We start from the raw sequence: 21,545 nt of genomic DNA, 5'->3' as shown, positions 1-21,545 counted from the left end.
CCGCGGCCGTTCCGTCGCGAGGCGCCGCCATGCCCTACCTGCTCGTCGTCACCCTGCTCTGGGCCTTTTCCTTCAGCCTGATCGGCGAGTACCTGGCCGGCCAGGTGGACAGCGACTTCGCCGTGCTGGCGCGGGTGGTCATCGCCGCCCTGGTGTTCCTGCCGTTCACCGTCTGGCGCGGCCTGCCGCGGCGCCTGCTGGCCGGCCTGTGGCTGGCCGGCGCGCTGCAGTTCGGCGTCACCTACCTGTGCCTGTACCGCAGCTTCACGGTGCTGAGCGTGCCCGAGGTGCTGCTGTTCACCGTGCTCACGCCGATCTACGTGACCCTGCTCGACGACGCCCTGGCGCGGCGCTTCAATCCCTGGGCGCTGCTCGCCGCCGCGGTGGCGGTGGGCGGCGGGGCGATCATCCGCTTCCAGCCGCTGGCGGGCGACTACCTGCTCGGCTTCCTGCTCCTGCAGGTCGCCAACGCCACCTTCGCCGCCGGCCAGGTGCTGTGCCGCCAGCTGCTCGTCCGCTATCCGGTGGCGCAGCCGCTGCCGCGCTACTTCGGCCACTTCTTCCTCGGCGCGCTGCTCCTCGCCCTGCCCTCGTTCCTGCTGTTCGGCAATCCGGCCAGGTTGCCGCAGACCGGCGTGCAGTGGGGCGTGCTGCTGTGGATGGGCCTGTTCGCCACCGCGCTGGGCATGTACTGGTGGGTCAAGGGCAGCACCCGGGTGAGCGCCGGCACCCTGGCGGTGCTCAACGAGCTGCACGTGCCGGCCGGCCTCGTGGTCAACCTGCTGATCTGGAACCGCGACGCCGACCTGCCGCGACTGGCCGCCGGCGGCGCGGTGATCCTCGCCGCCATGGGACTCAACCGGCTGGGACGGCGCCTGGGGTGAGGCGCTGGTTGGTTTGGCGCTGGCCGATGGGATAGTGTCGGCCGCGACGACTCCCAGGCCAGGCAAGGATGCCCCGATGAGCGACGACAACCCCTATCTCTCCCCCGCAACCTCCACGCCCCCACCCGCCGCGGGTGGCCTGGGCGGCTACCTGGACGGCAGCCAGCCGCTGTGGAAGGCCTTCTGGCTGTTCTACTTTCTCGGCTTCAACCTGCTCTGGTTGGCTCTGGCTTTCGGCCTGCCGACAGCCCTGTTTATGGATATCGTCATCGCTCTCAAGCGCGCGACCGGCTTGGGCAGCGAGACCATCATCCGGGCGATATACGCCCCGCCGACCTTCGCCTTCGCGGTGTTGTCCCTGGTGGTGGTCTGGCGCTGCGCGGTCAACACCGGTCTTCGGCTCTGGACCTGGCTGGCGCGGCTGGTCGTGAGCCTGTACGTGCTCTGGGTGGCGAGCAAGTTGCCGCCGCTGTTTCTCTAGTCGCCGCCGCGCCCGAAGCGCGCCGGCACCAGCCGGCGCAGCTGCCCGCCGACCAGCGCGCGAAAGCGTGCGCTGTGCAGGCATACGCCACCGGCGAGGCCGACCAGGCAGCCGAGCAGGGTGTCGTAGAAGCGCGCCTCGATCAGCGCGGCGACCGGGCCCTGGCCGAGGCTGGCGGCCTCGGCGAGGAGGATGGTCATCGGCGTGATGAAGATCACCGCGAAGCCGTAGTGGCGCACCACCGCGGTCTCGACCACGAAGGCCAGCAGCATCATCGCCAGGGTGACGCTCCAGCGATCCAGCGGCAGCAGGAGCAGCCCCCAGGCCAGCAGCAGGCCGATCACGGTGCCGAGCAGGCGGTGCAGCTGGCGGTTCCACACCGCCTGCAGCGAGGCGCCCTGGATCACCGCCAGGCAGCTGACCGGCACCCAGTAGGCCTTCTCCAGCTGCAGGAGCTGGGCGATGGCCAGCGCCAGGCCGACGAACAGGCCGATCACCACCGAGTCGAACACCACGAAGTCGAAGGTCGGCACCGGCAGCGGCGGCGCCGGATCGGGCTCGCGCGAGCGCAGGATATGGGCGCTGTAGAAGAAGGCGATCAGGCAGGCCAGCAGGGCGCCCATCGCCAGCAGGCCGACCATCAGCGGCACCTGCTCCCAGGTCAGCGGCGTGTAGGCGCCGAGCGAGGCGGCCAACACGAAGAACAGGCTGCCCGGCACGCCCAGGCCGTAGAAGCGGCAGGCCATGCTCACCAGCACGGTGACGAACACCAGCGCCGGCACCTTCAGCACCGGCACGAAGTTGCTCAACAGCCCCAGCGCATAGCAGGCGATCATCGCGAAGGCGCAGGTCATCACCGTCAGCATGCGGTGGTAGAGCGGCGTGCGCGGCGTGTAGAGGAACACCAGGCCGCCCAGCGAGGCCACCAGCCCGTAGTCCATGCGCCCGAGCAGCGCGCCGATCAGCAGCGGCAGGCCGCTGGCCAGCGCGGCGGCGAACGGCTTCTGCCACGGCCGGTCGCTGGGGTTGATGGTCACCAGCTGCCGCCACTGGGCCTGCAGCAGTCGTTTCACTTGCGCCCGTTTGCCTTGCATCGCCTGCTCCTGTGCCGATGGACCGCGGGCGCGGCCCCGCTCCGTCCGCCGCGCGCCGCCGCCGTGTAGCTGCTTATCGCGGCAATCGCGGTGCGGGCGCAAGTGCTGCGTGCAGCGGGGCGCGCCGACGCCTGCAGCGGGCCGGTCGCCGGTGGCGGCGGCGGGCGAAAGGCGCGACTGCGCCCGCTTTCCGGCGGGCACTCGTCGGCTCGCGGCGCCGCCCGAGAACGCGGCCCGCGGCGGATGGTCTGTGCTCGGTCCCTCCACCCTGTCACGGGAAAAATCCCCCATGCACCGCCGCCCTGCCCGCCTGCTGTCCTCCTGCCTCGCCGCCCTGCTGCTGTTCGCCTCCGCCGACGCCTTCGCCTCGACCGGCTCGCGCCTCGACCGCGGCGAGGTGCGCACCCTGCTGCAAGAGCACAACCGCGCGCGTGCGCAGGTGCGCGTGCCGCCGCTGCGCTGGTCGCCGCAGGTCGCCACCAGCGCCCAGCGCTGGGCCGACCACCTGGCCGACAGCAGCTGCCGGATGCGCCACAGCCGCGGCTCGCGCTACGGCGAGAACCTGTTCATCGGCACCGCCGGCTACTACGGGGTGGGCGACGCCGCCCAGGCCTGGGCCGCCGAGCGGCGCCGCTATCGCGGCGGCCCGCTGCGTGCGCACAACTGGGCGCCCGCCGGCCACTACACGCAGATGGTCTGGCGCGATACCCGTCAGCTCGGCTGCGGCGTCAGTGCCTGCGACGACAAGGAGATCGTGGTGTGCCACTACGAGCCCAAGGGCAACTACCTGGGCCGCGCGCCGTACTGAGGCGTGCGGCGGCCGGCAAGCTACAGATACCCGCGCTACTCGCGCGCTGACCTCGCGCATGAAGTCCGGGTGGTCGTGGCGCCTGTGCGCTCGCCACGCCGCGCGCGCTGCGGCAGGGCGGCGCGACCCTGTCGGCGGCCGCCCGCTCAGGACTTCGCCCAGTCCTGCCCGGCCAGGCATTCGCTCAGGTAGTCGAGGAAACAGGCGATGCGTGCCGCCAGCGCGGTGTTGCGGTAGTACACGGCGTTGATCGGCTGGCGGGTGTCGGCGCTGTGCGCGGCCAGCACCTCCACCAGCGTGCCGCTGCGCCGATCCTCGGCGGTCATGAAATCCGACAGGCAGACCAGCCCGGCGCCGGCCAGCGCCAGCTGGCGCAGGGTCTCGCCACTGGAGGCCTTGAGCGTCGGCGCGATCGGCAGCTGGTCGCCCTGCTCGTGGCGCAGCGGCCACAGGTTGAGGCTGTCGGGCTGGGTGAAGCCGAGCAGGTCGTGGCCGTCCAGCTCGGCCGGTGTGCGCGGCATGCCGCGCGCGGCCAGGTAGCTCGGGCTGGCCAGCACGCGGACGCGGCTGCGCCCCAGCGGCCGCGCGTGCAGGCTGGAGTCGCGCAGCGCGCCGATGCGGATGGCGAGGTCGGTGCGCTGCTCCAGCAGATCGATGATCTGGTCGTTGCTGTTCAGCTCCAGCTCGATCAGCGGATAGCGCTGACGGAATCCGGCGACCAAGGGTACGAGCACATGCAGCATAAAGGGCGAGGCGGCGTTGACCCGCAGGCGTCCGGCCGGGGCCTGCCGACGCAGGCTCATCTGCTCCTCGGCGTCCTCCACGGCGGCGACGATGCGCCGCGCCTGGGCGAGGAACAGCGCGCCCTCCTCGGTCAGCTCCAGGCGCCGGGTGGTGCGGCGCAGCAGGGTGACGCCGAGCTTCTCCTCGAGACGGCCGAGGGCGCGGCTGATGCCCGAGGCGGTCTGCCCCAGCTGCTCGGCGGCGGCGGTGATCGAGCCGCCGTCCACCACTTGGGTGAAGGCCTGCAGCTCGTCCAGGCTGGTCTTCATTCGTGACTCCTCGGCAAATATCTTTGGCGCACTACCGGGTTTTTCCGCATGAGTCTGCCGTGGAGACTGCACGCCATCCAGTCCCTTGCGGAGCCAATCCATGCCCATCGCCCTGCTCGCGCTCACGCTGAGCGCCTTTGCCATCGGCACGACGGAGTTCGTCATCGTCGGCCTTCTGCCCACCATCGCCGCCGACCTCGGCGTCGACCTGCCCTCGGCGGGCCTCTTGGTCAGCCTCTACGCCCTCGGCGTGGCGGTCGGCGCCCCGCTGCTCACCGCGCTGACCGGCCGGGTGCCGCGCAAGGCCCTGCTGCTCGGCCTGATGGTGCTGTTCACCGCCGGCAACCTGCTGGCCTGGCAGGCGCCCGGCTACGAGTCGCTGATCGCCGCGCGCATCGTCACCGGCCTGGCCCACGGCGTGTTCTTCTCGATCGGCTCGACCATCGCCACCAGCCTGGTGGCCAAGGAGAAGGCGGCCAGCGCCATCGCCATCATGTTCACCGGGCTGACCGTGGCGCTGGTCACCGGTGTGCCGCTGGGCACCTTTATCGGCCAGCACCTGGGTTGGCGGGAGACCTTCCTCGCCGTGTCCGCGCTGGGGGTGATCGCCTTCGTCGGCAGCCTGCTGTTCGTGCCGCGCGACATCCGCCACGCGCCGCCGGCCGCCCTGCTCACCCAGCTGGCGGTGCTCAGGCAGCCGCGCCTGCTGCTGGTCTACGCGATGACCGCGCTGGGCTACGGCGGCACCTTCACCGCCTTCACCTTCCTCGCGCCCATCCTCCAGGAGGTCAGCGGCTTCGACGCCTCGATGGTCGGCGTGGTGTTGCTGGTCTACGGCGTCTCGGTGGCGGTCGGCAACATCTGGGGCGGCAAGCTGGCCGACCGCCGCGGACCGATCGGCGCGCTCAAGCTGATCTTCGCCCTGCTCGCCGCCGTGCTGCTGGCGCTCACCTTCACCGCCGCCAACCCCTGGCTGGCGCTGCTCACCGTGCTGCTGTGGGGCGCCGTGGCCTTCGGCAACGTACCCGGCCTGCAGCTCTACGTGGTGCGCCAGGCGCAGCAGCACGCGCCGCAGGCGGTGGACGTCGCCTCCGGGCTGAACATCGCCGCCTTCAACCTCGGCATCGCCGGCGGCGCCTGGCTCGGCGGGCACATCGTCGCCGGCCTCGGGCTGATCCATACCGCCTGGATCGGCGCGCTGGTGGTGCTCGGCGCCCTGCTCCTGACCGCCTGGGCCGGCCGCCTGGAGCGCCGCGATCCGCCGGCCGAACTTGCTCAAACCCATTCGGCGCTGGTCGCCGGCCACTGATCCAGGAGATATCCCCATGCAGATCCCATCCCTTGGCCTCGGCACCTTCCGTCTCCAGGACCAGATCGTCATCGACTCGCTGCGCAGCGGCCTGGAACTCGGCTACCGGCACATCGACACCGCGCAGATCTACGGCAACGAGGCCGCCGTCGGCCAGGCCATCGCCGACAGCGGCGTGGCCCGTGAAGAGCTGTTCGTCACCACCAAGATCTGGACCGACAACCTCGCCGCCGGAAAACTTATCCCCAGCCTGCGCGAGAGCCTGGAAAAGCTCGGCCTGGAGCGGGTCGACCTCACCCTGATCCACTGGCCCTCGCCCGGCGATGCCGTGCTGGTGGCGCAGTACATGGACGAGCTGCTGGAAGCCAAGCGCCAGGGCCTGACCGCCGCCATCGGCGTATCCAATTTCACCATCGCGCATTTGCGCGAGGCCATCGCCGCGGTCGGCGCCGGCGAGATCGCCACCAACCAGGTGGAGATCCACCCGCTGCTGCAGAACCGCAAGCTGGTCGAGTTCGCCCGAGCGCAGGGCATCCACCTCACCGCCTACATGCCGCTGGCCTACGGCAAGGTGCTGGCCGAGCCGGTGATCCAGCGCATCGCCGCGCAGCATGGCGCTACCCCGGCCCAGGTGGCGCTGGCCTGGCTGCTGCAGCAGGGTTTTGCGGTGATTCCGTCGTCGACCAAACGCGAGAACCTGGCCAGCAACCTGGCGGCGAGTGGGCTGCGCCTGAGCGCCGCAGAGATGGCCGCCATCGCCGAACTGGACCGCGGCGAACGGGTCGCCAACCCGGACTTCGCGCCGGTTTGGGATTGATCTGCGGGAAGTGCGGCGCCGGCTAAGGGCAATTTGCTGGGAAGAATGCCGGCTGAGGCGCTTGGCCCGTAGGGTGGACAACTCGCGCAGCGATTGTCCACCGCCCACCCAAGAGCTGGTGGAAAAGGCTGCGCCGTTTTCCACCCTACAAGTCCGGACCATTGACGGCTCCCACGCGCCTGCGGAGGAGCCGGCCCCCGGACGCTCCGCGTCCAGCCTTGTAGGGTGGACAACTCGCGCAGCGATTGTCCGCCGCCCCCAAGGGCTGGTGGAAAAGGCTGCGCCGTTTTCCACCCTACGAACTCGGCTCCAACCGGGTGGCTCACTCCCCCTGCAAGGTCACTACCAGCGTCCGCGCCCCGCCGTGGTCGCGGTGTTCGCCCAGGTAGATGCCCTGCCAGGTGCCCAGATTCGGCCGGCCGTTGCTGATCGGCACGCTCACGCTATTGCCTAGCAGGCTGGTCTTGATGTGCGCCGGCAGGTCGTCGCTGCCTTCCTCGGTGTGCCGGTAGTACGACTCGTCCTCGCGCACCGCGCGGTTGAACCAGGCCTCGAAGTCGCTGCGCACCGTGGGGTCGGCGTTCTCGTTGATGGTCAGCGAGGCGGAGGTGTGCTGGATGAACACATGCATCAGGCCGACGCGGATCGTGCCGATGGCCAGGCAATGGCTGAGGATTTCCTCCGTCACCAGATGAAAGCCGCGGCGGCGGGGTTTGAGCTGGAAATGGTATTGGTGCCACATGGTCCGGCGCCCTTCATTGTCGAAAAGTGGACAGATCTTACCCGCCTCGGCCCTTGGCTCCGGTGGATAACTTCCTCCCCGCCTGGCGCAGAAAAGCCTGCCCCCGCGCGACAGCCGTCCTCCAAGTGACCTCCGGCAGAAACGGTTAGTTTCTTGCTTGTGATACGGCTGCGACGGTTTTTGGACCTGCTGCTGCGCCGCCCGCTGGGCGCGGCTGACGCAGTGAACTGGGGAGAGGCAAGGCATGGTGAATATCTGGGCGCTGGATAAACATCAGGACATCCGGCACGTGTTGCTGCTACTGACCGCGCAGCTGGGGCCGGATGCCTTCGTGGTGGATACCCAGAGCCAGCAGGACGCGCGGGCGGTCTACCTCCTGCACCCCGGCGATCCGCACCTGCGCATCTGGCTGAACACCCTGGGCCAGCCGCCGGAGCATTACGGGGTGCATGTCGAGCACCTCGACGAGGACACCTTCGACAACTACGAAAGCCTGAGTCTGGTCGCGCTGGTCGATCTGCTTGCGGTGGAGTTGGGGGTGGTGGAGATCAGACAGTTGCCCTGAGGGGCCCGCTGCATGGTTGTGGATAAGCAGTTTTCCACAGCCCATTTTTGATAGCTCCTACGCTCCTGCGTAGGAGCCTGACCTCTGGAGGCTCCCGTCCAGCCGCGAGAGTGGCTTAGAGTGAGCCCCTACGCGGGAGTCTGGGCACGCTCGTAAATTTGTCCTTTTTTTGACGAAAATAGCTAAGATTTACTCTCCTGCACGAAGTCGATGGTCGTGAAAGCGCCGATATAGAGAAAGGGAGTTCAATGGTGAAAGGTAGCTTTACCCGTATTGAAGCAGGCGGTTTTTGGTTAGAGCAGGGGCAGGTTGAGTCATGAGTGCCTGGCCGTCGCATTACCCTCATAGCTGTCCACCGACTCACGCAACACCGGTCTCTGGTCTGGTGTATAGATTTACTAATAGATCAAATCCAAAGCACAAAGATTTCCTCTCGTATTATGATCTTAATCCTGGGCATGATTGGGGGGAGAAGGCGTGCGAAGCCCGAGGGTTATCGGTTTATATAACAGAGGCAGATTGTCTGGCAGCTGCTGCACGGGTTCCGGCGCTAAGAAAGAAACGGCTTGCTAAGGCTTCCTCTTTGCCTCCAGATACAGGCGTTATCGCTCTTACTCAATCAAGAACAACTGCTAATCATCACACTTTTTGGGCTCTTGTAGAGGCTCAAGAGCTTGTTGAGTTTTTCCTTCCTGTTCATCAGGCGGAGGTGGTAAGTGTTTAATCTTCCACAAAGAACCGCTCTTGGTGAGCTGTCGATAACAAATGTTTTTGAATACTTTGATGTGCTTCGGCTTTTCTCTTGTAAAAATAGGTCTGGGGGGCAGTATCTGGCATTATCTGTATTTGATGATTATGAGGTGTTTGAGTGGGTGTATTTGCCAATTTCAACTGGACGGCTTTCGCTATTGGTTTCCAAGTTGATGGATTTAAGAGAGGCTTATACTAGCCCGGAAGATGGATATCTTTTTAAGGTCTCGTCAAGACTGAGCGGTGAGTCATCTGTCGAATATATATTTCCTGAACAATTGTTGGATGACGACTTGCCAAGCGAAGGTGCTTATTTAGAATCCCCTGAAGAGGTTAAATTAGGCTTTGGAGCAGTGGATGCATCTGAGGCTGCTATAAGCTCAAGACGAGAAACTTACAATCTACATTTATATCCTACAGATACGCGACTTCCTGAGCTAGAGATAAGGGGGCTGGGTGCTGTCTTGGTATCGTTTCAGGACCTGGTCGATTCTATTGGGCAGTATTGTAGTGGTGAGCCGACAGTTAGAGGGCCAATTCCTGCGGGTATACTGGAAGCCGTCAAGTTCAAGGCTACTCAAGTTTTTGAAGGGTCTTTTGGTATCCAGTTGAAGTCGGCGGGGGTGAGCGACTTATTCGATAACTCGCTGGCTTCTGATGTTCTGCTCGAATTAACAAATCTTCTTGATGTTAGAGATAATGCGGATTTTTTAAGCAATAAGCTTCATGCTTTTAAAGGGCGCGTGTCCTCTAAGTATAGAGCGTTCCTCCGGGAAATAACAAAGCTAAATTCTCCAATAAATATTCAGTGGGGGTCTCCTAATCCTGGGCGAGGGAGTACTTTAAGTATTTCACGACAGGAGTTAAGGAGGGCCTTTGAGATTGTTAATCAGATCGACATTGATATGTCTGAATCTATTGCTTTTAGGGCTGAGTTGCTAGGTCTGGATGTGCAGACAAAAAGGTACCGCGTAAGAAGTAGCGTTGATGGGGAGAGCTATTCCGGAAGAATTTCTGACGATTCAGTTGGAAAAGTTTCTCACTCAAAAATAAACGGAATTTATGATGTGGTGCTGAAGCGGCTTGTTGAAACAAATTCTTCTTCTGGTGCGGAAGTTGTGAAGTGGGTTCTGGTATCTCTGCAAGCTGTTGAAGAGTAGGTTTTTCAACGGTAGATAAAATTTTATCTTTGTTTTGAAAAGCCGATTTTGCTTGCAGGAGTTTGAGCCAAAATAGTGCCGCCGTTTTCTTCCTGAAGCGGCGGCACTATTTTCTGATTAGCGGCGTACGCGTTTACCCCCGCGCGCCCCGCACCCCCTCCGCCAACTCCCGACACAACCCCAACACCCCACTCACCGCCTCGGCCGGCGACGCCGCCTTGGCGATCTTGTCGATCAGCGCCGAGCCCACCACCGCGCCATCGGCGCGTTTGGCCACTTCGGCGGCGTGTTCGGGGGTGCGGATGCCGAAGCCGATGCACAGCGGCAGGTCGGTGTGGCGGCGCAGGCGGGCTACCGCTTCTTCCACCTGGTCCATGGTCGCCGCGCCGGCGCCGGTGACGCCGGCCACCGAGACGTAGTAGACGAAGCCGGAGCTGCCGTTCAGCACGGTGGGCAGGCGGGCGTCGTCGGTGGTCGGGGTGGTCAGGCGGATAAAGTCGATGCCGGCGGCCTGGGCCGGGTCGCACAGCTCGTCGTTGTGCTCCGGCGGCAGGTCGACCACGATCAGGCCGTCGACGCCGGCCTCTTTCGCATCAGCGATAAAGCGGTCGACGCCGTAGACGAAGATCGGGTTGTAGTAACCCATCAGCACCAGCGGGGTGTCCTGGTTGCCGGTGCGGAACTCGCGGACCATCTGCAGGGTTTTGACCATGTTCTGGCCGCCGCCCAGCGCGCGGATGTTGGCCAGCTGGATCGCCGGGCCGTCGGCCATCGGGTCGGTGAACGGCATGCCCAGCTCGATCACGTCGGCGCCGGCTTCCGGCAGGCCCTTGAGGATCGCCAGCGAAGTGGCGTAGTCCGGGTCGCCGGCGGTGACGAAGGTGACCAGGGCGGCGCGGTTCTCTTGCTTCAGTGCGGCGAAGCGGCTCTGCAGACGGCTCATGCGCGGGTCTCCTCGGCGGCTTTCTCATCAAGTGACAGGTAGTGCATCACGGTCTGCATGTCCTTGTCGCCGCGGCCGGACAGGTTGACCACCATCAGGTGGTCCTTGGGCAGGCTGGGCGCGCGCTTGAAGGCTTCGGCCAGCGCGTGGGACGACTCCAGCGCCGGGATGATGCCTTCCAGGCGGCAGCAGTGCTGGAAGGCCTGCATGGCTTCGTCGTCGGTGATCGGCACGTATTCGACGCGGCCGATGTGGTGCAGCCACGCGTGCTCGGGGCCGACGCCGGGGTAGTCGAGGCCGGCGGAGATCGAGTGGGCGTCGGTGATCTGCCCGTCGGCGTCCTGCAGCAGGAAGGTGCGGTTGCCGTGCAGCACGCCGGGCTTGCCGCCGGCCATGCTGGCGGCGTGCTTGCCGGTGTCGATGCCGTGGCCGGCCGCCTCGACGCCGACGATCTGCACGCTCGGCTCGTCGAGGAACTCGTGGAACAGGCCGATGGCGTTGGAGCCGCCGCCGATGCAGGCGACCACGGAGTCCGGCAGGCGGCCTTCGTGTTCGAGGATCTGCGCGCGGGTCTCGCGGCCGATCACCGCCTGGAAGTCGCGGACCATCGCCGGGTAGGGGTGCGGGCCGGCGGCGGTGCCGATCAGGTAGAAGGTGTTGTCGACGTTGGTCACCCAGTCGCGCAGCGCCTCGTTCATGGCGTCCTTGAGGGTGCCGGTGCCGGCGGTGACCGGGATGACCTTGGCGCCGAGCAGCTTCATGCGGAAGACGTTGGCCTGCTGGCGGTCGATGTCGGTGGTGCCCATGTACACCACGCACTCGAGGCCGAAGCGCGCGGCCACGGTGGCGCTGGCCACGCCGTGCATGCCGGCGCCGGTCTCGGCGATGATGCGCTTCTTGCCCATGCGCTTGGCCAGCAGGATCTGGCCGATGCAGTTGTTGATCTTGTGCGCGCCGGTGTGGTTCAGCTCCTCGCGCTTCAAGTAGATCTTCGCGCCGCCGAAGTGCTCGGACAGGCGCTCGGCGTAGTACAGCGGGCTCGGGCGGCCGATGTAGTCGCGCTGGAAGTAGGCGAGTTCTTCGAGGAACGCCGGATCTTTTTTGGCGGCCTCGTACTCGGCGGCCAGGTCGTTGATCAGCGGCATCAGGGTTTCGGCGACGAACTGGCCGCCGAACGGGCCGAACAGGCCGCGCTCGTCGGGGCCGTGGGAATAGCTCTGGGTCATGGCTGGCTCCAGTGGGGAATGGGGCGACAGGGGCGGGCAGGGCGCGCGCCTGCGGCAGTGGCTACACGGTAGCCAATGGCGGGCGGCGGGAAAAGCGATAAGATCGCCATGACCTGTCAGGAAAACTCACAGATGAGCCAGCCTCGCGACCTTCCTCCGCTGAACGCCCTGCGCGCCTTCGAAGCCACCGCCCGGCTCGGCAGCGTCAGCCGCGCGGCCTCGGAGCTGCACGTCACCCACGGGGCGGTGAGTCGCCAGTTGCGCGCGCTGGAGGAGCACCTCGGCGTGGCGCTATTCAGCAAGGACGGACGCGGCGTGAAACTCACCGATGCCGGCCAGCGGCTGAGCGCGGTCGCAGCTGCAGCTTTCGACGATCTGCGCGGTGTGTGCTTTGAGCTGCGCGAGGGCCGCGAGCAGGCGCCGTTCGTGCTCGGCTGTCCGGGCAGCCTGCTGGCGCGCTGGTTCATCCCGCGACTCGACCGTCTGCAGCGCGACCTGCCGCAATTGCGCCTGCAGCTCTCGGCCAGCGAGGGCGAACTGGACCCGCGCCGGCCGGGGCTGGACGCCACCCTGTGGTTCGCCGCACCGCCGTGGCCGGCGGACATGCAGGTATTCGAGCTGGCCGAGGAGCGTATCGGCCCGGTGCTGTCGTCCCGTCACGTGCGCTACGGCGCGCTGCGCGCGGCGCCGGCCGGCGCGCTGCTCGGCGAGCCGTTGCTGCACACGGTGTCGCGGCCGCAGGCCTGGCCGCAGTGGGCGCGGGCGCAGGGGCTCGATCCGGCCGGGCTGAGCTTGGGCCAGGGTTTCGAACATCTCTACTACCTGCTGGAGGCGGCGGTGGCCGGCCTCGGCGTGGCCATCGCGCCGCAACTGCTAGTCGCCGACGACCTGGCCGCCGGCCGGTTGGAGGCGCCCTGGGGCTTCGTCGCCACGCCGGCGCGCTTGGCGCTATGGGTGCCGGCGCGCGGCGGCGACCGCCGCGCCATCGAGCTGGCCGAATGGCTGCGCGCCGAGCTGGCGGCGAACCTGTAGGGGCGAATTTATTCGCCAAGCAGGCCAGCGGCCTGCCCTTGAGGGTTCCGGGGGCGCTTCGCACCCCTTGGCGAATGAATTCGCCCCTACAGGGAATGCGCGAGGCGGAGCCGCTGGTGGCCTCTTGGGGCCGTCATGTCACCGTCGCGCCCTGGCGCTGGCCGATTGGCTCCTACTGCGGAATGCAGTGCCATTCCTGCCCCTCGGCCAGGCGCTGGCCGTTGGCGTCCTCGAGCCAGGATTCGGTCTGGAACTGCCAGTGGCGGGCGTGCAGGCGGTAGCGCTGGCCGGCGGCGAAGTTGGCGTAGTCCAGGCGCAGGTAGCAGAGCATGTACACCGGGTCGCTGGTGAACAGCGGGCCGATAAACACCTCGAAGCGGTAGGTCACCTCCAGGCGGTGGGCGCCGGGGGCGACCTGGAAGTAGCGGCCGTCGCTCATGCGCCGGTTGTCGACGGTTTCGGCCATCAGCAGCTCGCCGGGCTCGGTGCGGAAGTCGATCCAGGCCTGCTGCGGATCGGGCTGGGGCAGGGGACTGGCGCAGGCGCCGAGCAGCGTCAGCGCGGCGAGCAGGAGGAGGGCGCGCATGGCGGGTTCCGGGGAATGGATTGGATAGGTTCAGGATAGCGCCGCGACGGCGGATTTTTCGCGGCGCAGGTGTCGCTCCGCCGGTCGTGGCTGGAGTAGGGGCGTTGGCCGTTGCGGCAGCGGAGATTTTTTCCATAGAGACCCCCTGATGCGTTGGAGCGGCGGTGGCGGTCTGGGCGTCGCCCCGGCGCGCGAGGGGCCTGCAAGGCTGTGTGGGTCGCGCTTCCAGAATTTCGGGAACGCCCCGGATGAACAACCTGCGGAGAGATCACAGCGAGCCGTCCCGGCGCGCGATGGACGCCGCCCGGCGCCTGCGCCGGCTACCCCTTCATGGCGCGCCAGCGATCGGTTAGTTTGCTCGCAACGCCCCCCGAGTGGACGCCATGTCGTTTCTTCGCCTGCTCCCGCTGCTCGCCTTGCTCACCGGTTGTTCCAGCGTCGGCTACTACGCCCACCTGGCCGACGGGCAATGGCAGCTGCTGCGCGCCCGCCAGCCGGTGGCGGCGCTGCTCGCCGATCCGGCGCAGCCGGCCGAGCTGCGCCAGCGCCTGCAGCACAGCCAGGAGGCGCGCGACTTCGCCAGCACGCAGCTGGCCCTGCCGGACAACCGCAGCTACCGGCTGTATGCCGACCTCAAGCGCCCCTACGTGGTGTGGAACCTGTTCGCCACGCCGGAGTTCTCCCTGGAGGCGCGCAGCCACTGCTTCCCCGTCGCCGGTTGCGTGGCCTATCGCGGCTACTTCGACGAGCAGCGCGCGCGCGGCGCCGCCGCGCTGCTGCACGGCGAGGGGCTGGACACCGAGGTGGCCGGCGTCGAGGCCTATTCCACCCTCGGCTGGTTCGACGACCCGCTGCTCGGCGGCATGCTCGCCTGGAGCGACGAGCGGCTGGCCGCGCTGATCTTCCACGAGTTGGCCCACCAACGCCTGTACCTGCCCGGCGACACCGCCTTCAACGAGTCCTTCGCCCGCTTCGTCGAGGAGGAGGGGCTGCGCCAGTGGCGCCGCGCGCGCGATCTGCCGCCACCGCCGACCCAGCTCGCCCGCCAGCGCGAGCAGTTCGTCGACCTGGTGCTGGCCAGCCGCGCACGCCTGCAGCAGTTGTATGCCCAGCCCTTGCCGGCGGAGGCGATGCGCGCGGCCAAGCGCGCCGAGTTCCAGCGCCTGCGCAGCGAGTATGCGGCGCTGCGCGACGGCGCCTGGCAGGGCGACGGGCGCTTCGACGCCTGGTTCGCCCGCCCGCTGAACAACGCCCGCCTGCTGCCGTTCGGCCTCTACGAGCAGTGGGTGCCGGCGTTCGCCGCGCTGTTCGCCGAGGTCGGCGGCGACTGGCCGCGCTTCTACGCGCGGGCCGCCGAGCTGGCCGCGCTGGGCGAGCAGGCGCGCTGGCAGGCGCTGACGGCGCTGCAGGCGCGCGGCGGGTTTGCCGGTCCGCCGCGGCTTGACTAGCGTTCAGGAGACCCCCCGTCACCTGAGGAGCGTTGTCATGTCGGATCACCACACCTACAAGATGATCGAACTGGTCGGCTCGTCGCGCACCGGCATCGAGGATGCCATCAACAACGCGCTGGCCGAGGCGGCCAAGACCGTGCATCACATGGACTGGTTCGAGGTGCTGGAAACCCGCGGCCATATCCAGGACGGCCTGGTCGGCCACTACCAGGTGACCATCAAGGTGGGCTTTCGCATCGTCGGCAGCTGAGGAGGCGGGCGCCGCGGCGCGGCCGGCCCGGCGTTTTTCCTTTCACCAGGCGCCGCAGCGGCGCATTTCGGCGCGCGCCACGCGCTTGCCGTCGGCCGTCAGCAGACGCCCCATGGCGCGATGGGCGACGGGCCGCACCTCCAGGCGATAGCGCTCCCCGGCGGCGAACTCGGCGTACTTCACCTCGAGGATGCAGGTGCGCCAGATCGGTTCGCTGCTCGGGCCGAGGCCGCCGCCCGGTACCTCGAAGCCGAAGCGTACCTGCAGGCGATGGGCGCCGGGATAGACCTGGAAGTAGCGGCGGTCGGGCCAGTCCACGCCGTCGACTTCGTCGGCGCCGAGCTGGGTATCGGGTTGGGCCTGCATGTCGATCCACGCCTGGCGCGGATCGTGGGGCGGCAGCGGGCTGACGCAGGCGGCGAGCGACAGGGTGGCGGCGAGGAGCGGGACGGACAGGAGCGGCTGGCGCATGGGAGTCTCCGTGACAGGCGGGGCCGGCGGATGTCTGGTCATCGAGTGGCCTGTGCGGTCAGTCGACTGACTCAAGTTCGGATGACCATGGTTCCGAGGCGTGGCAACGCCGTATCGGGGCCATGGGCGCCGAAATTGACCAGCTGAACTAACCAAACAGGCCACCAGTACCTTAGACCGTCGCCGCCGGGTTGGTGCCCGGCTGCGCAGTTCCTGTGACGGCTTCGCGATGCGACGGTTCCTCGCCTGCCTGCTCGCGTGATCGAAGAAGGCGGCGTGGCCGCGAAGCGCTGGCGCGCGAATCTAGCGCGGCCCTTCCGCCACCAGCCACTCGTTGGCCCTGCGGATGTCCTCGTCGACCAGGGTGCCGCTCCAGCGGTGCAGCACCAGCAGGTTGGTGATGAAGTCGTACTGCGCCTTGAGCAGGTCGCGGCGGGCGCGGTACTCCTCCTTGACGCTGTCCAGCACGTCCACGGCGTTCATCACGCCCAGTTCGAAGGCGCGCTCGGCGGCCTGGCGGGCCTTCTCGGCGGAGGTCTGCGCGGTGCGCCCGGCGACGATCCGGCCCAGGCTGGTCTCGGCGCCGTAGTAGGCCTCGCGGGTCTCGCGCACCAGCTGGCGGCGGGCGGCCTCGTAGGTGTGCTCGGCGGCCATCAGCTGTTCGTACATCGAGGAGGTGCGTGCGCTGGTCGAGCCGCCGCTGTAGATCGGCACCTGCACGCCGACGCTGGCCACGTAGGTGTCGGTGCGCGGGTTGCGGCTGTTCTCGTAGCCGATGTCGCTGCGCTGCCCGGAGAGGTTGAGGCTGACCGTCGGCAGGTGGCCGGCGCGCGCCTCGCGCACGCTGGCCTGGGCGGCATCCACCGCCTGTTTCTGCGCCAGCAGGGCGGGATTTGAGGTCAGCGCGGTCTGCACCCAGTGCTCGCTGTCGTGCGGCGGCAGGGTGAAGGCGGGCCTGGGGCCGAGGCGGCGCAGGCGCTCGCCGACCGGCCGGCCGACCAGCTCGGCGAGCGCTTCGCGGCTCACCGTGACCTGGTTGGCCGCCTCGATCTCGTCGGCCTTGAGGGAGTCCACCCGCGCGGAGATCTCCAGCACGTCGGTGATCATCGCCAGCTGGCGCTGGAACAGCGACTGCACGCGCTCCTGGTTGCGCTGGGTGGCGTGCAGCTCGGCGCGGACCAGGGCGAGGACGTCCTCGGCGGCCAGGGCGGCGAAGTAGCGCTCGACCAGGTCGACGCTGGCCTGCTCCAGGGTGTTGCGCGCCTCGGCCTCCTGCTGTCCGGCGAGGGCGCTGAAGCGCCGGTAGCTCTGCCAGGCGGCGGGGTCGTAGAGCACCTGGCGCAGGCCCAGGGCGTAGCGTTCGCCGTTGTAGTAGTCCTGGCTGCCGGCGAAGCTGCCGAAGCTCTCGGTGTCGCTGAAGGTGCGGTTGTAGGTGCCGCTCAGGCCGACCTGCGGGAGCATCTGGCCGAAGGCTTCGCGCTCGGTCCAGGCGGCGCTGCGGCTTTTGGCCTGCGCGGCGAGGATGCGCGGGTCGGCGGCCTGGGCCTCCTGGAACAATTGCCAGAGATCGACCGCCGCGCCGTCGGCGGGCGGCGTGGTCGCGGCCGGCGGCTCAGGGGCGGCGAGCGCGGGGGCGGCGGCCAGGCAGGCCAGCAGCAGGGCGAGGGGACGCAGGGGGCTCACTTTTCAGTCCTCGATCAGCGAGCGGGCGAAGGCGTTGGTCGCCGGTTGCACCAGGTAGCTCAGCAGGGTGCGCTCGCCGGTGTTGAGCAGCACCTCGGCCGGCATGCCGGGCACCAGCAGCAGCTGGCCAAGATCCCGGCGGCCCTGCTCGGTCAGCTCGACCCGGCCCAGGTAGTAGGGCACGCCGGTTTCCTGGTTGACCAGGCGGTCGGCGGACACCTGGGCGAGGCGTCCCTCGATCACCGGAGTGGTCGCGTGGTTGAAGGCGCTGAAGCGGATGTCCGCCAGCTTGCCGGGGGCCACGCGGTCGATGTCGATCGGTGAGATCTGCACCTCGACGACCAGCTCCTCGCTGGCCGGCACGATGTCCAGCAGCGGGGTGGCCGGACTGACCACGCCGCCCACGGTGTGCACCTGCAGGCCGAGCACCATGCCCGCCTCGGGGGCGCGGATGCGCGTGCGGCGGGCGCGGTCCTCGGCCGCCGCCAGGCGCTCGCGCAGGTCGAACACCTTGGTCTGCGCGGTCGCCAGCTGGTCGGCCACCTCGGCGGCGAACTCCTTGTTGAGCTGGAGGATCTGCAGCTGGGTTTCGCCGATCTGCAGACGCGCGCGGGCGATCGAGGAGTGCAGGTCGGCGATCTCCGCGCGCAGTTGCGCCAGGCTGCGCTCCTGCTCGCGCAGGCGCTGCTTGTCGACGAAGCCTTCGCTGAGCAGCGCGCGCAGGTCGCCGACTTCCTCGCCGTAGGACCTGCTCAGCTCCTGCTTGCCGGCGATCACCGCCTGGAAGCCGCGGACCTGCTCCTCGAGCTGGACGATGCGCTTGTTCAGCACGTCGACCTCGCCCAGCCGCGAGCTGCGCCGCGCGCGGAAGATCTGCGCTTCGCCGTCCTGCGCCTCGCGCACCCGGCGGTCGGCCGGCTCGCCCTCGGCGAAGGTCACCGCGTCGCGATCGTCGCGCTCGGCGAGCAGGCGCGCCTCCAGGGCGCGCGCGGCGATCAGCTGGCTGCGCACCATCTCCAGCTCGGCGGCGGCCTGGGTGTCGTCCAGTTCGATCAGCACCTGTCCGGCCGCCACCTGGTCGCCGTCGCGGACGTGCAGGGCGCGGACGATGCCGCCTTCGAGGTGCTGCACGGTCTTGCGGTAGCTCTTCACCGTGACCACGCCGGAGGCGAGGGCGGCGCTGTCCAGCGGCGCGAAGGTCGCCCAGGAGCCGAACAGGCCGAAGGTCACGAACAGGACGGCGTAGCCGATGCGGCGGATCGCCCGGTCGCTGGTCGGCAGGTCGGCGGCGGGCTCCTCGTTGCGGGTGTCGTGCATGCCTGTGCTCATCCTGTTCACCTCGCGCTGCCGACCGGGGAGTGGGGTGCCGTCGGCGTCTGGCCGTTCTGCAGCTCGGCCAGCACCCGGTCGCGTGGACCGTAGAGGGCCTGCAGGCCGTCGCGCAGCACCAGCAGCTTGTCGACGGCGGCCAGCACGCCGGAGCGGTGGGTGATGACGAACAGCGTGGTGCCACTGGCCTTGAGCGCGTACAGGGCGGCGACCAGCGCCCGCTCGCCGACGTCGTCGAGGTTGGAGTTGGGCTCGTCGAGGACGATCAGCTTGGGCTTACCGTAGACCGCGCGGGCCAGGCCGATGCGCTGGCGCTGGCCGCCGGACAGCGCGCCGCCGGTGGCGCCGATGACGGTGTCGTAGCCTTCGGGCAGGCGCAGGATCAGCTCGTGCACGCCGGCCAGACGGGCCGCCTCGACCACCGCGACCGGGTCGAGCGCGCCGAAGCGGGCGATGTTCTCGCCGATGGTGCCCTCGAACAGCTCGATGTCCTGCGGCAGGTAACCGACGTGCGGGCCCAGCTCCTCGCTGCGCCAGGCGAACACGTCGGCGCCGTCCAGGCGCACCTTGCCCTGCGCCGCTGGCCAGATGCCGAGCAGGGCGCGCGCCAGGGTGGACTTGCCGGCGCCGCTGGGGCCGATGATGCCCACCGCCTCGCCGGGGGCGACCTGCAGGTTGAGGCCGCGCAGCACCGGCAGCTGGGAGCCCGGCGGCACCACCGCGAGGTTTTCCAGGGCGACCTCGCCGCGCGGCGCGGGCAGCGGCATGCGCTCCGGTTCGGCGGCGATCTTCGCCAGCAGCTCTTCGAGCCGGCCGTACTGCGCGCGGGCGCCGGAGAAGCCCTTCCACACGCCGATCATCAGGTCGATCGGCGCCAGCGCGCGGCCCAGCAGGATCGAGCCGGCGATCATCAGCCCCGGGCTGAGCTCGCGCTCCAGCACCAGCCAGGCGCCGAGGGCGAGGATCAGCGACTGCACCAAGAGGCGGAAGGTCTTCGACAGCGCGGTGACCGTGCCGGCGCGGTCGCTGGCCAGCGACTGCAGGCGCAGCACCTGGTCGTTCCGGGCCTGCCAGCGGCGGCGCAGCTGCGGCAGCATGCCCATCGAGGCCACCACCTCGGCGTTGCGCAGGTTCTTGCTGGTGAAGGCGGTGGCCGCCAGGTTCTCCTTGTTGGCCTCCTGCAGGGGCCGGTGGGTCAGCCGCTCGTTGGCGTAGGCCAGGGCGACCAGCACCAGGGCGCTGCCCACGCCGAACCAGCCGAACCAGGGGTGGAACAGGAACATCACCGCCAGGTAGATCGGCAGCCAGGGGGCGTCGAAGAAGGCGAACAGGCCGTTGCCGGTAAGGAACTGGCGCAGCCCGGTCAGATCGCTCAGCGGCTGCGCCGAGGCGTGCATGCCGCCGCTGTGCAGCGCCTGCTTGAAGCTGGCGTCGTACAGCTGCGGACCGAGCAGGGTGTCCATGCGCGTGCTGATCCGCACCATGATCCGCGAGCGCACCCACTCGAGGGCGCCCAGGGTGGTCAGCAGCAGCAGGAGGATCAGGGTCAGCATCAGCAGCGTCGACTCGCTGCCCGAGGCGATGACCCGGTCGTAGACCTGCAGCATGTAGAACGCGGGGACCAGCATCAGGAAATTGACGAACAGGCTGAACAAGCCAACCGTCAGGAAGCTGTCCTTGCAGGCCGAGAGTGCGGCCTGGAGGGCGGAACGGGAGGGAGGCGGGGGAGAAGCCATTTGTTAAAGTCCTGCATCCTGCGGGTCGGCGGAGCATACAAAAATGGCCACGACAAAAGCATGCGGTTTCGTCCTTTTGTGGCGTGGCAGCGGCAAGGCCGCGCGTTTCCGCCGGCCTATGGCGCCGCTGGACAAGCTTAGCGCGCGGATCGGCCGGGCGCCTGCTAGTGGCCGAGCAGCACCAGCAGCAGCGACAGGCTGACCAGCGAGCCGAGGGTGGACAGCAGGATGGTTCGCGACACCAGCGCCGCGTCGCGCCGGTAGTACTCGGCGAGCATGAACGGTCCGGTGCCGGTGGGCAGGGCGCTGAGCAGCAGGGCGGCGTGCGCCCACAGCGGCGGCAGGTCGAGCAGCACGAAGGCGATCAGCCAGGTCAGCAGCGGCTGCAGCACCAGCTTGAGCGCCACCAGCGGCAGCGCGCCCGGCCGCGGCGCCGGCTGCGGCTGGGCGAGGAACAGGCCGAGCGAGACCAGCGCGCAGGGTACGGTGGCGCCGCCGAGCAGCTGCAGGAAGCGCTCCAGCGCCGCCGGCAGCGGGACGCCGCCCAGTCCCCAGGCGGCGCCGAGCAGCGGCGCCACCACCAGCGGGTTCTTCAGCAGTGCGAGCAGCACCTGGCGCACCGCGCGGGCGAAGCCGGCGCCGGCCTGCAGGGCGACCTCGATGCACACCAGAGCCAGGCCGAACAGCAGGCAGACCACGATCAGCGAGGCGATCAGCGCCGGCGCCATGCCGTCGTCGCCGAGCACCAGCAGGCACAGCGGGATACCCAGGTAGCCGGTGTTGGCGTAGGCGGCGCTGAGCCCGTCGATGCTGGCGTCGGCCAGCGGCACGCCGGCGCGCCAGCGCCACAGCAGGGTCAGGCCGAACACCGCGAGGGTGCCGGCGGTGAAGGCGAGCAGGAAGCCCGGCTGCCAGATCGCCGCCCAGTCGGCGCGCGCGGTGAGGCCGAACAGCAGCGCCGGCAGGCCCAGCCAGACCACGAAGCGGTTGATCTCCGAGGCGGCGGTCGGCCCCAGGCGGTTGCTGCGCCGGCACAGGTAGCCGGCGAGGATCAGGCCGAAGATCGGCAGCAGGACATTGAGCACGGAGGACATGGCGGCAGACGGGCACGAAACGGAAGGCGGCAGACTGGACGGCGGCGGCGCCGTCGTCCAGTGCTATCTGCGGGCCTCATCC

The 21,545-nt window shown here is 68.2% G+C and carries 21 protein-coding genes; 10 read left to right on the top strand and 11 right to left on the bottom strand.

Annotated features, from left to right (window positions below):
- Positions 1–29: 29 nt before the first annotated feature.
- Positions 30–884: an EamA family transporter gene (locus LMJ29_RS11545; RefSeq protein ID WP_229605663.1), complete on the top strand. Its 855-nt coding sequence runs from the start codon at positions 30–32 to the stop codon at positions 882–884.
- Positions 885–960: 76 nt separating this feature from the next.
- Positions 961–1,365 carry a hypothetical protein gene (locus tag LMJ29_RS11540; protein ID WP_229605662.1) on the top strand — a complete coding sequence of 135 codons (405 nt, stop codon included), beginning with the start codon at positions 961–963 and terminating at the stop codon, positions 1,363–1,365.
- Here the strand turns inward: LMJ29_RS11540 and LMJ29_RS11535 are convergent.
- On the bottom strand, positions 1,362–2,459 hold the full coding sequence (locus tag LMJ29_RS11535; RefSeq protein WP_229605661.1) for an FUSC family protein: 1,098 nt from the start codon (positions 2,457–2,459) through the stop codon (positions 1,362–1,364). The genes LMJ29_RS11540 and LMJ29_RS11535 overlap by 4 nt on opposite strands.
- 289 nt (positions 2,460–2,748) lie before the next feature.
- On the opposite strand from LMJ29_RS11535, the gene LMJ29_RS11530 reads away from it, so the two are divergent.
- On the top strand, positions 2,749–3,267 hold the full coding sequence (locus tag LMJ29_RS11530; protein ID WP_229605660.1) for a CAP domain-containing protein: 519 nt from the start codon (positions 2,749–2,751) through the stop codon (positions 3,265–3,267).
- A gap of 146 nt (positions 3,268–3,413) precedes the next feature.
- Here the strand turns inward: LMJ29_RS11530 and LMJ29_RS11525 are convergent, their stop codons facing one another.
- Positions 3,414–4,319, bottom strand: a complete 906-nt coding sequence (locus tag LMJ29_RS11525; RefSeq protein ID WP_229605659.1) for a LysR family transcriptional regulator — start codon at positions 4,317–4,319, stop codon at positions 3,414–3,416.
- A 100-nt stretch (positions 4,320–4,419) separates the two neighbouring features.
- Between LMJ29_RS11525 and LMJ29_RS11520 the strand changes: the two genes are divergently transcribed.
- Positions 4,420–5,628 (top strand): MFS transporter, encoded by a 1,209-nt coding sequence (locus LMJ29_RS11520; RefSeq protein ID WP_229605658.1) that lies wholly within the window; start codon positions 4,420–4,422, stop codon positions 5,626–5,628.
- Positions 5,629–5,644: 16 nt separating this feature from the next.
- Positions 5,645–6,445, top strand: coding sequence for a 2,5-didehydrogluconate reductase DkgB (gene dkgB, locus LMJ29_RS11515; protein WP_229605657.1), 801 nt, complete (start codon positions 5,645–5,647; stop codon positions 6,443–6,445).
- Positions 6,446–6,767: 322 nt separating this feature from the next.
- Here dkgB and LMJ29_RS11510 read toward each other — a convergent pair whose 3' ends face one another.
- Positions 6,768–7,187, bottom strand: coding sequence for a secondary thiamine-phosphate synthase enzyme YjbQ (locus tag LMJ29_RS11510; protein WP_229605656.1), 420 nt, complete (start codon positions 7,185–7,187; stop codon positions 6,768–6,770).
- A gap of 244 nt (positions 7,188–7,431) precedes the next feature.
- Here LMJ29_RS11510 and LMJ29_RS11505 point away from each other — a divergent pair, with 244 nt between their 5' ends.
- Both LMJ29_RS11505 and LMJ29_RS11500 read left to right on the top strand, forming a co-directional pair.
- Positions 7,432–7,752, top strand: a complete 321-nt coding sequence (locus tag LMJ29_RS11505) for a hypothetical protein (protein ID WP_229605655.1) — start codon at positions 7,432–7,434, stop codon at positions 7,750–7,752.
- A 716-nt stretch (positions 7,753–8,468) separates the two neighbouring features.
- On the top strand, positions 8,469–9,662 hold the full coding sequence (locus tag LMJ29_RS11500; RefSeq protein ID WP_229605654.1) for a DUF6575 domain-containing protein: 1,194 nt from the start codon (positions 8,469–8,471) through the stop codon (positions 9,660–9,662).
- 133 nt (positions 9,663–9,795) lie between these two features.
- Here the strand turns inward: LMJ29_RS11500 and trpA are convergent, their stop codons facing one another.
- Both trpA and trpB read right to left on the bottom strand, forming a co-directional pair.
- On the bottom strand, positions 9,796–10,605 hold the full coding sequence (gene trpA / locus LMJ29_RS11495) for a tryptophan synthase subunit alpha (protein WP_229605653.1): 810 nt from the start codon (positions 10,603–10,605) through the stop codon (positions 9,796–9,798).
- Entirely contained in the window at positions 10,602–11,831 is a 1,230-nt protein-coding gene (gene trpB, locus LMJ29_RS11490) for a tryptophan synthase subunit beta (RefSeq protein WP_229605652.1), read from the bottom strand. Before trpB ends, trpA begins: the two co-directional genes overlap by 4 nt.
- A gap of 132 nt (positions 11,832–11,963) precedes the next feature.
- Here trpB and LMJ29_RS11485 point away from each other — a divergent pair, with 132 nt between their 5' ends.
- A complete protein-coding gene (locus tag LMJ29_RS11485) occupies positions 11,964–12,863 on the top strand; it encodes a LysR family transcriptional regulator (protein ID WP_229605651.1) in 900 nt (299 codons plus the stop codon).
- A 172-nt stretch (positions 12,864–13,035) separates the two neighbouring features.
- Here LMJ29_RS11485 and LMJ29_RS11480 read toward each other — a convergent pair whose 3' ends face one another.
- On the bottom strand, positions 13,036–13,449 hold the full coding sequence (locus LMJ29_RS11480) for a PA0061/PA0062 family lipoprotein (RefSeq protein WP_229605650.1): 414 nt from the start codon (positions 13,447–13,449) through the stop codon (positions 13,036–13,038).
- Positions 13,450–13,832: 383 nt separating this feature from the next.
- Here LMJ29_RS11480 and LMJ29_RS11475 point away from each other — a divergent pair, with 383 nt between their 5' ends.
- Complete coding sequence (locus LMJ29_RS11475) at positions 13,833–14,897, top strand: aminopeptidase (RefSeq protein ID WP_229605649.1); 1,065 nt, start codon at positions 13,833–13,835, stop codon at positions 14,895–14,897.
- Positions 14,898–14,934: 37 nt separating this feature from the next.
- Positions 14,935–15,150, top strand: coding sequence for a dodecin (locus tag LMJ29_RS11470; RefSeq protein WP_229605648.1), 216 nt, complete (start codon positions 14,935–14,937; stop codon positions 15,148–15,150).
- Between the two features lie 42 nt (positions 15,151–15,192).
- On the opposite strand, the gene LMJ29_RS11465 is transcribed toward LMJ29_RS11470, so the two are convergent.
- The 5 genes from LMJ29_RS11465 to LMJ29_RS11445 form a co-directional block, all read right to left on the bottom strand.
- Positions 15,193–15,621 (bottom strand): PA0061/PA0062 family lipoprotein, encoded by a 429-nt coding sequence (locus LMJ29_RS11465; protein ID WP_229605647.1) that lies wholly within the window; start codon positions 15,619–15,621, stop codon positions 15,193–15,195.
- A gap of 303 nt (positions 15,622–15,924) precedes the next feature.
- Positions 15,925–17,304 (bottom strand): TolC family outer membrane protein, encoded by a 1,380-nt coding sequence (locus LMJ29_RS11460; protein WP_229605646.1) that lies wholly within the window; start codon positions 17,302–17,304, stop codon positions 15,925–15,927.
- 3 nt (positions 17,305–17,307) lie between these two features.
- Positions 17,308–18,633, bottom strand: coding sequence for an HlyD family type I secretion periplasmic adaptor subunit (locus tag LMJ29_RS11455; protein ID WP_229605645.1), 1,326 nt, complete (start codon positions 18,631–18,633; stop codon positions 17,308–17,310).
- Between the two features lie 5 nt (positions 18,634–18,638).
- Positions 18,639–20,369 (bottom strand): type I secretion system permease/ATPase, encoded by a 1,731-nt coding sequence (locus LMJ29_RS11450; protein WP_229605644.1) that lies wholly within the window; start codon positions 20,367–20,369, stop codon positions 18,639–18,641.
- A gap of 164 nt (positions 20,370–20,533) precedes the next feature.
- A complete protein-coding gene (locus LMJ29_RS11445; RefSeq protein ID WP_229605643.1) occupies positions 20,534–21,463 on the bottom strand; it encodes an AEC family transporter in 930 nt (309 codons plus the stop codon).
- Positions 21,464–21,545: the final 82 nt, after the last annotated feature.

It is taken from the genome of Pseudomonas oryzagri (genome assembly GCF_020831405.1).
GTDB lineage: Bacteria > Pseudomonadota > Gammaproteobacteria > Pseudomonadales > Pseudomonadaceae > Geopseudomonas > Geopseudomonas oryzagri.
This window is presented reverse-complemented; position numbering and strand designations above follow the sequence as displayed.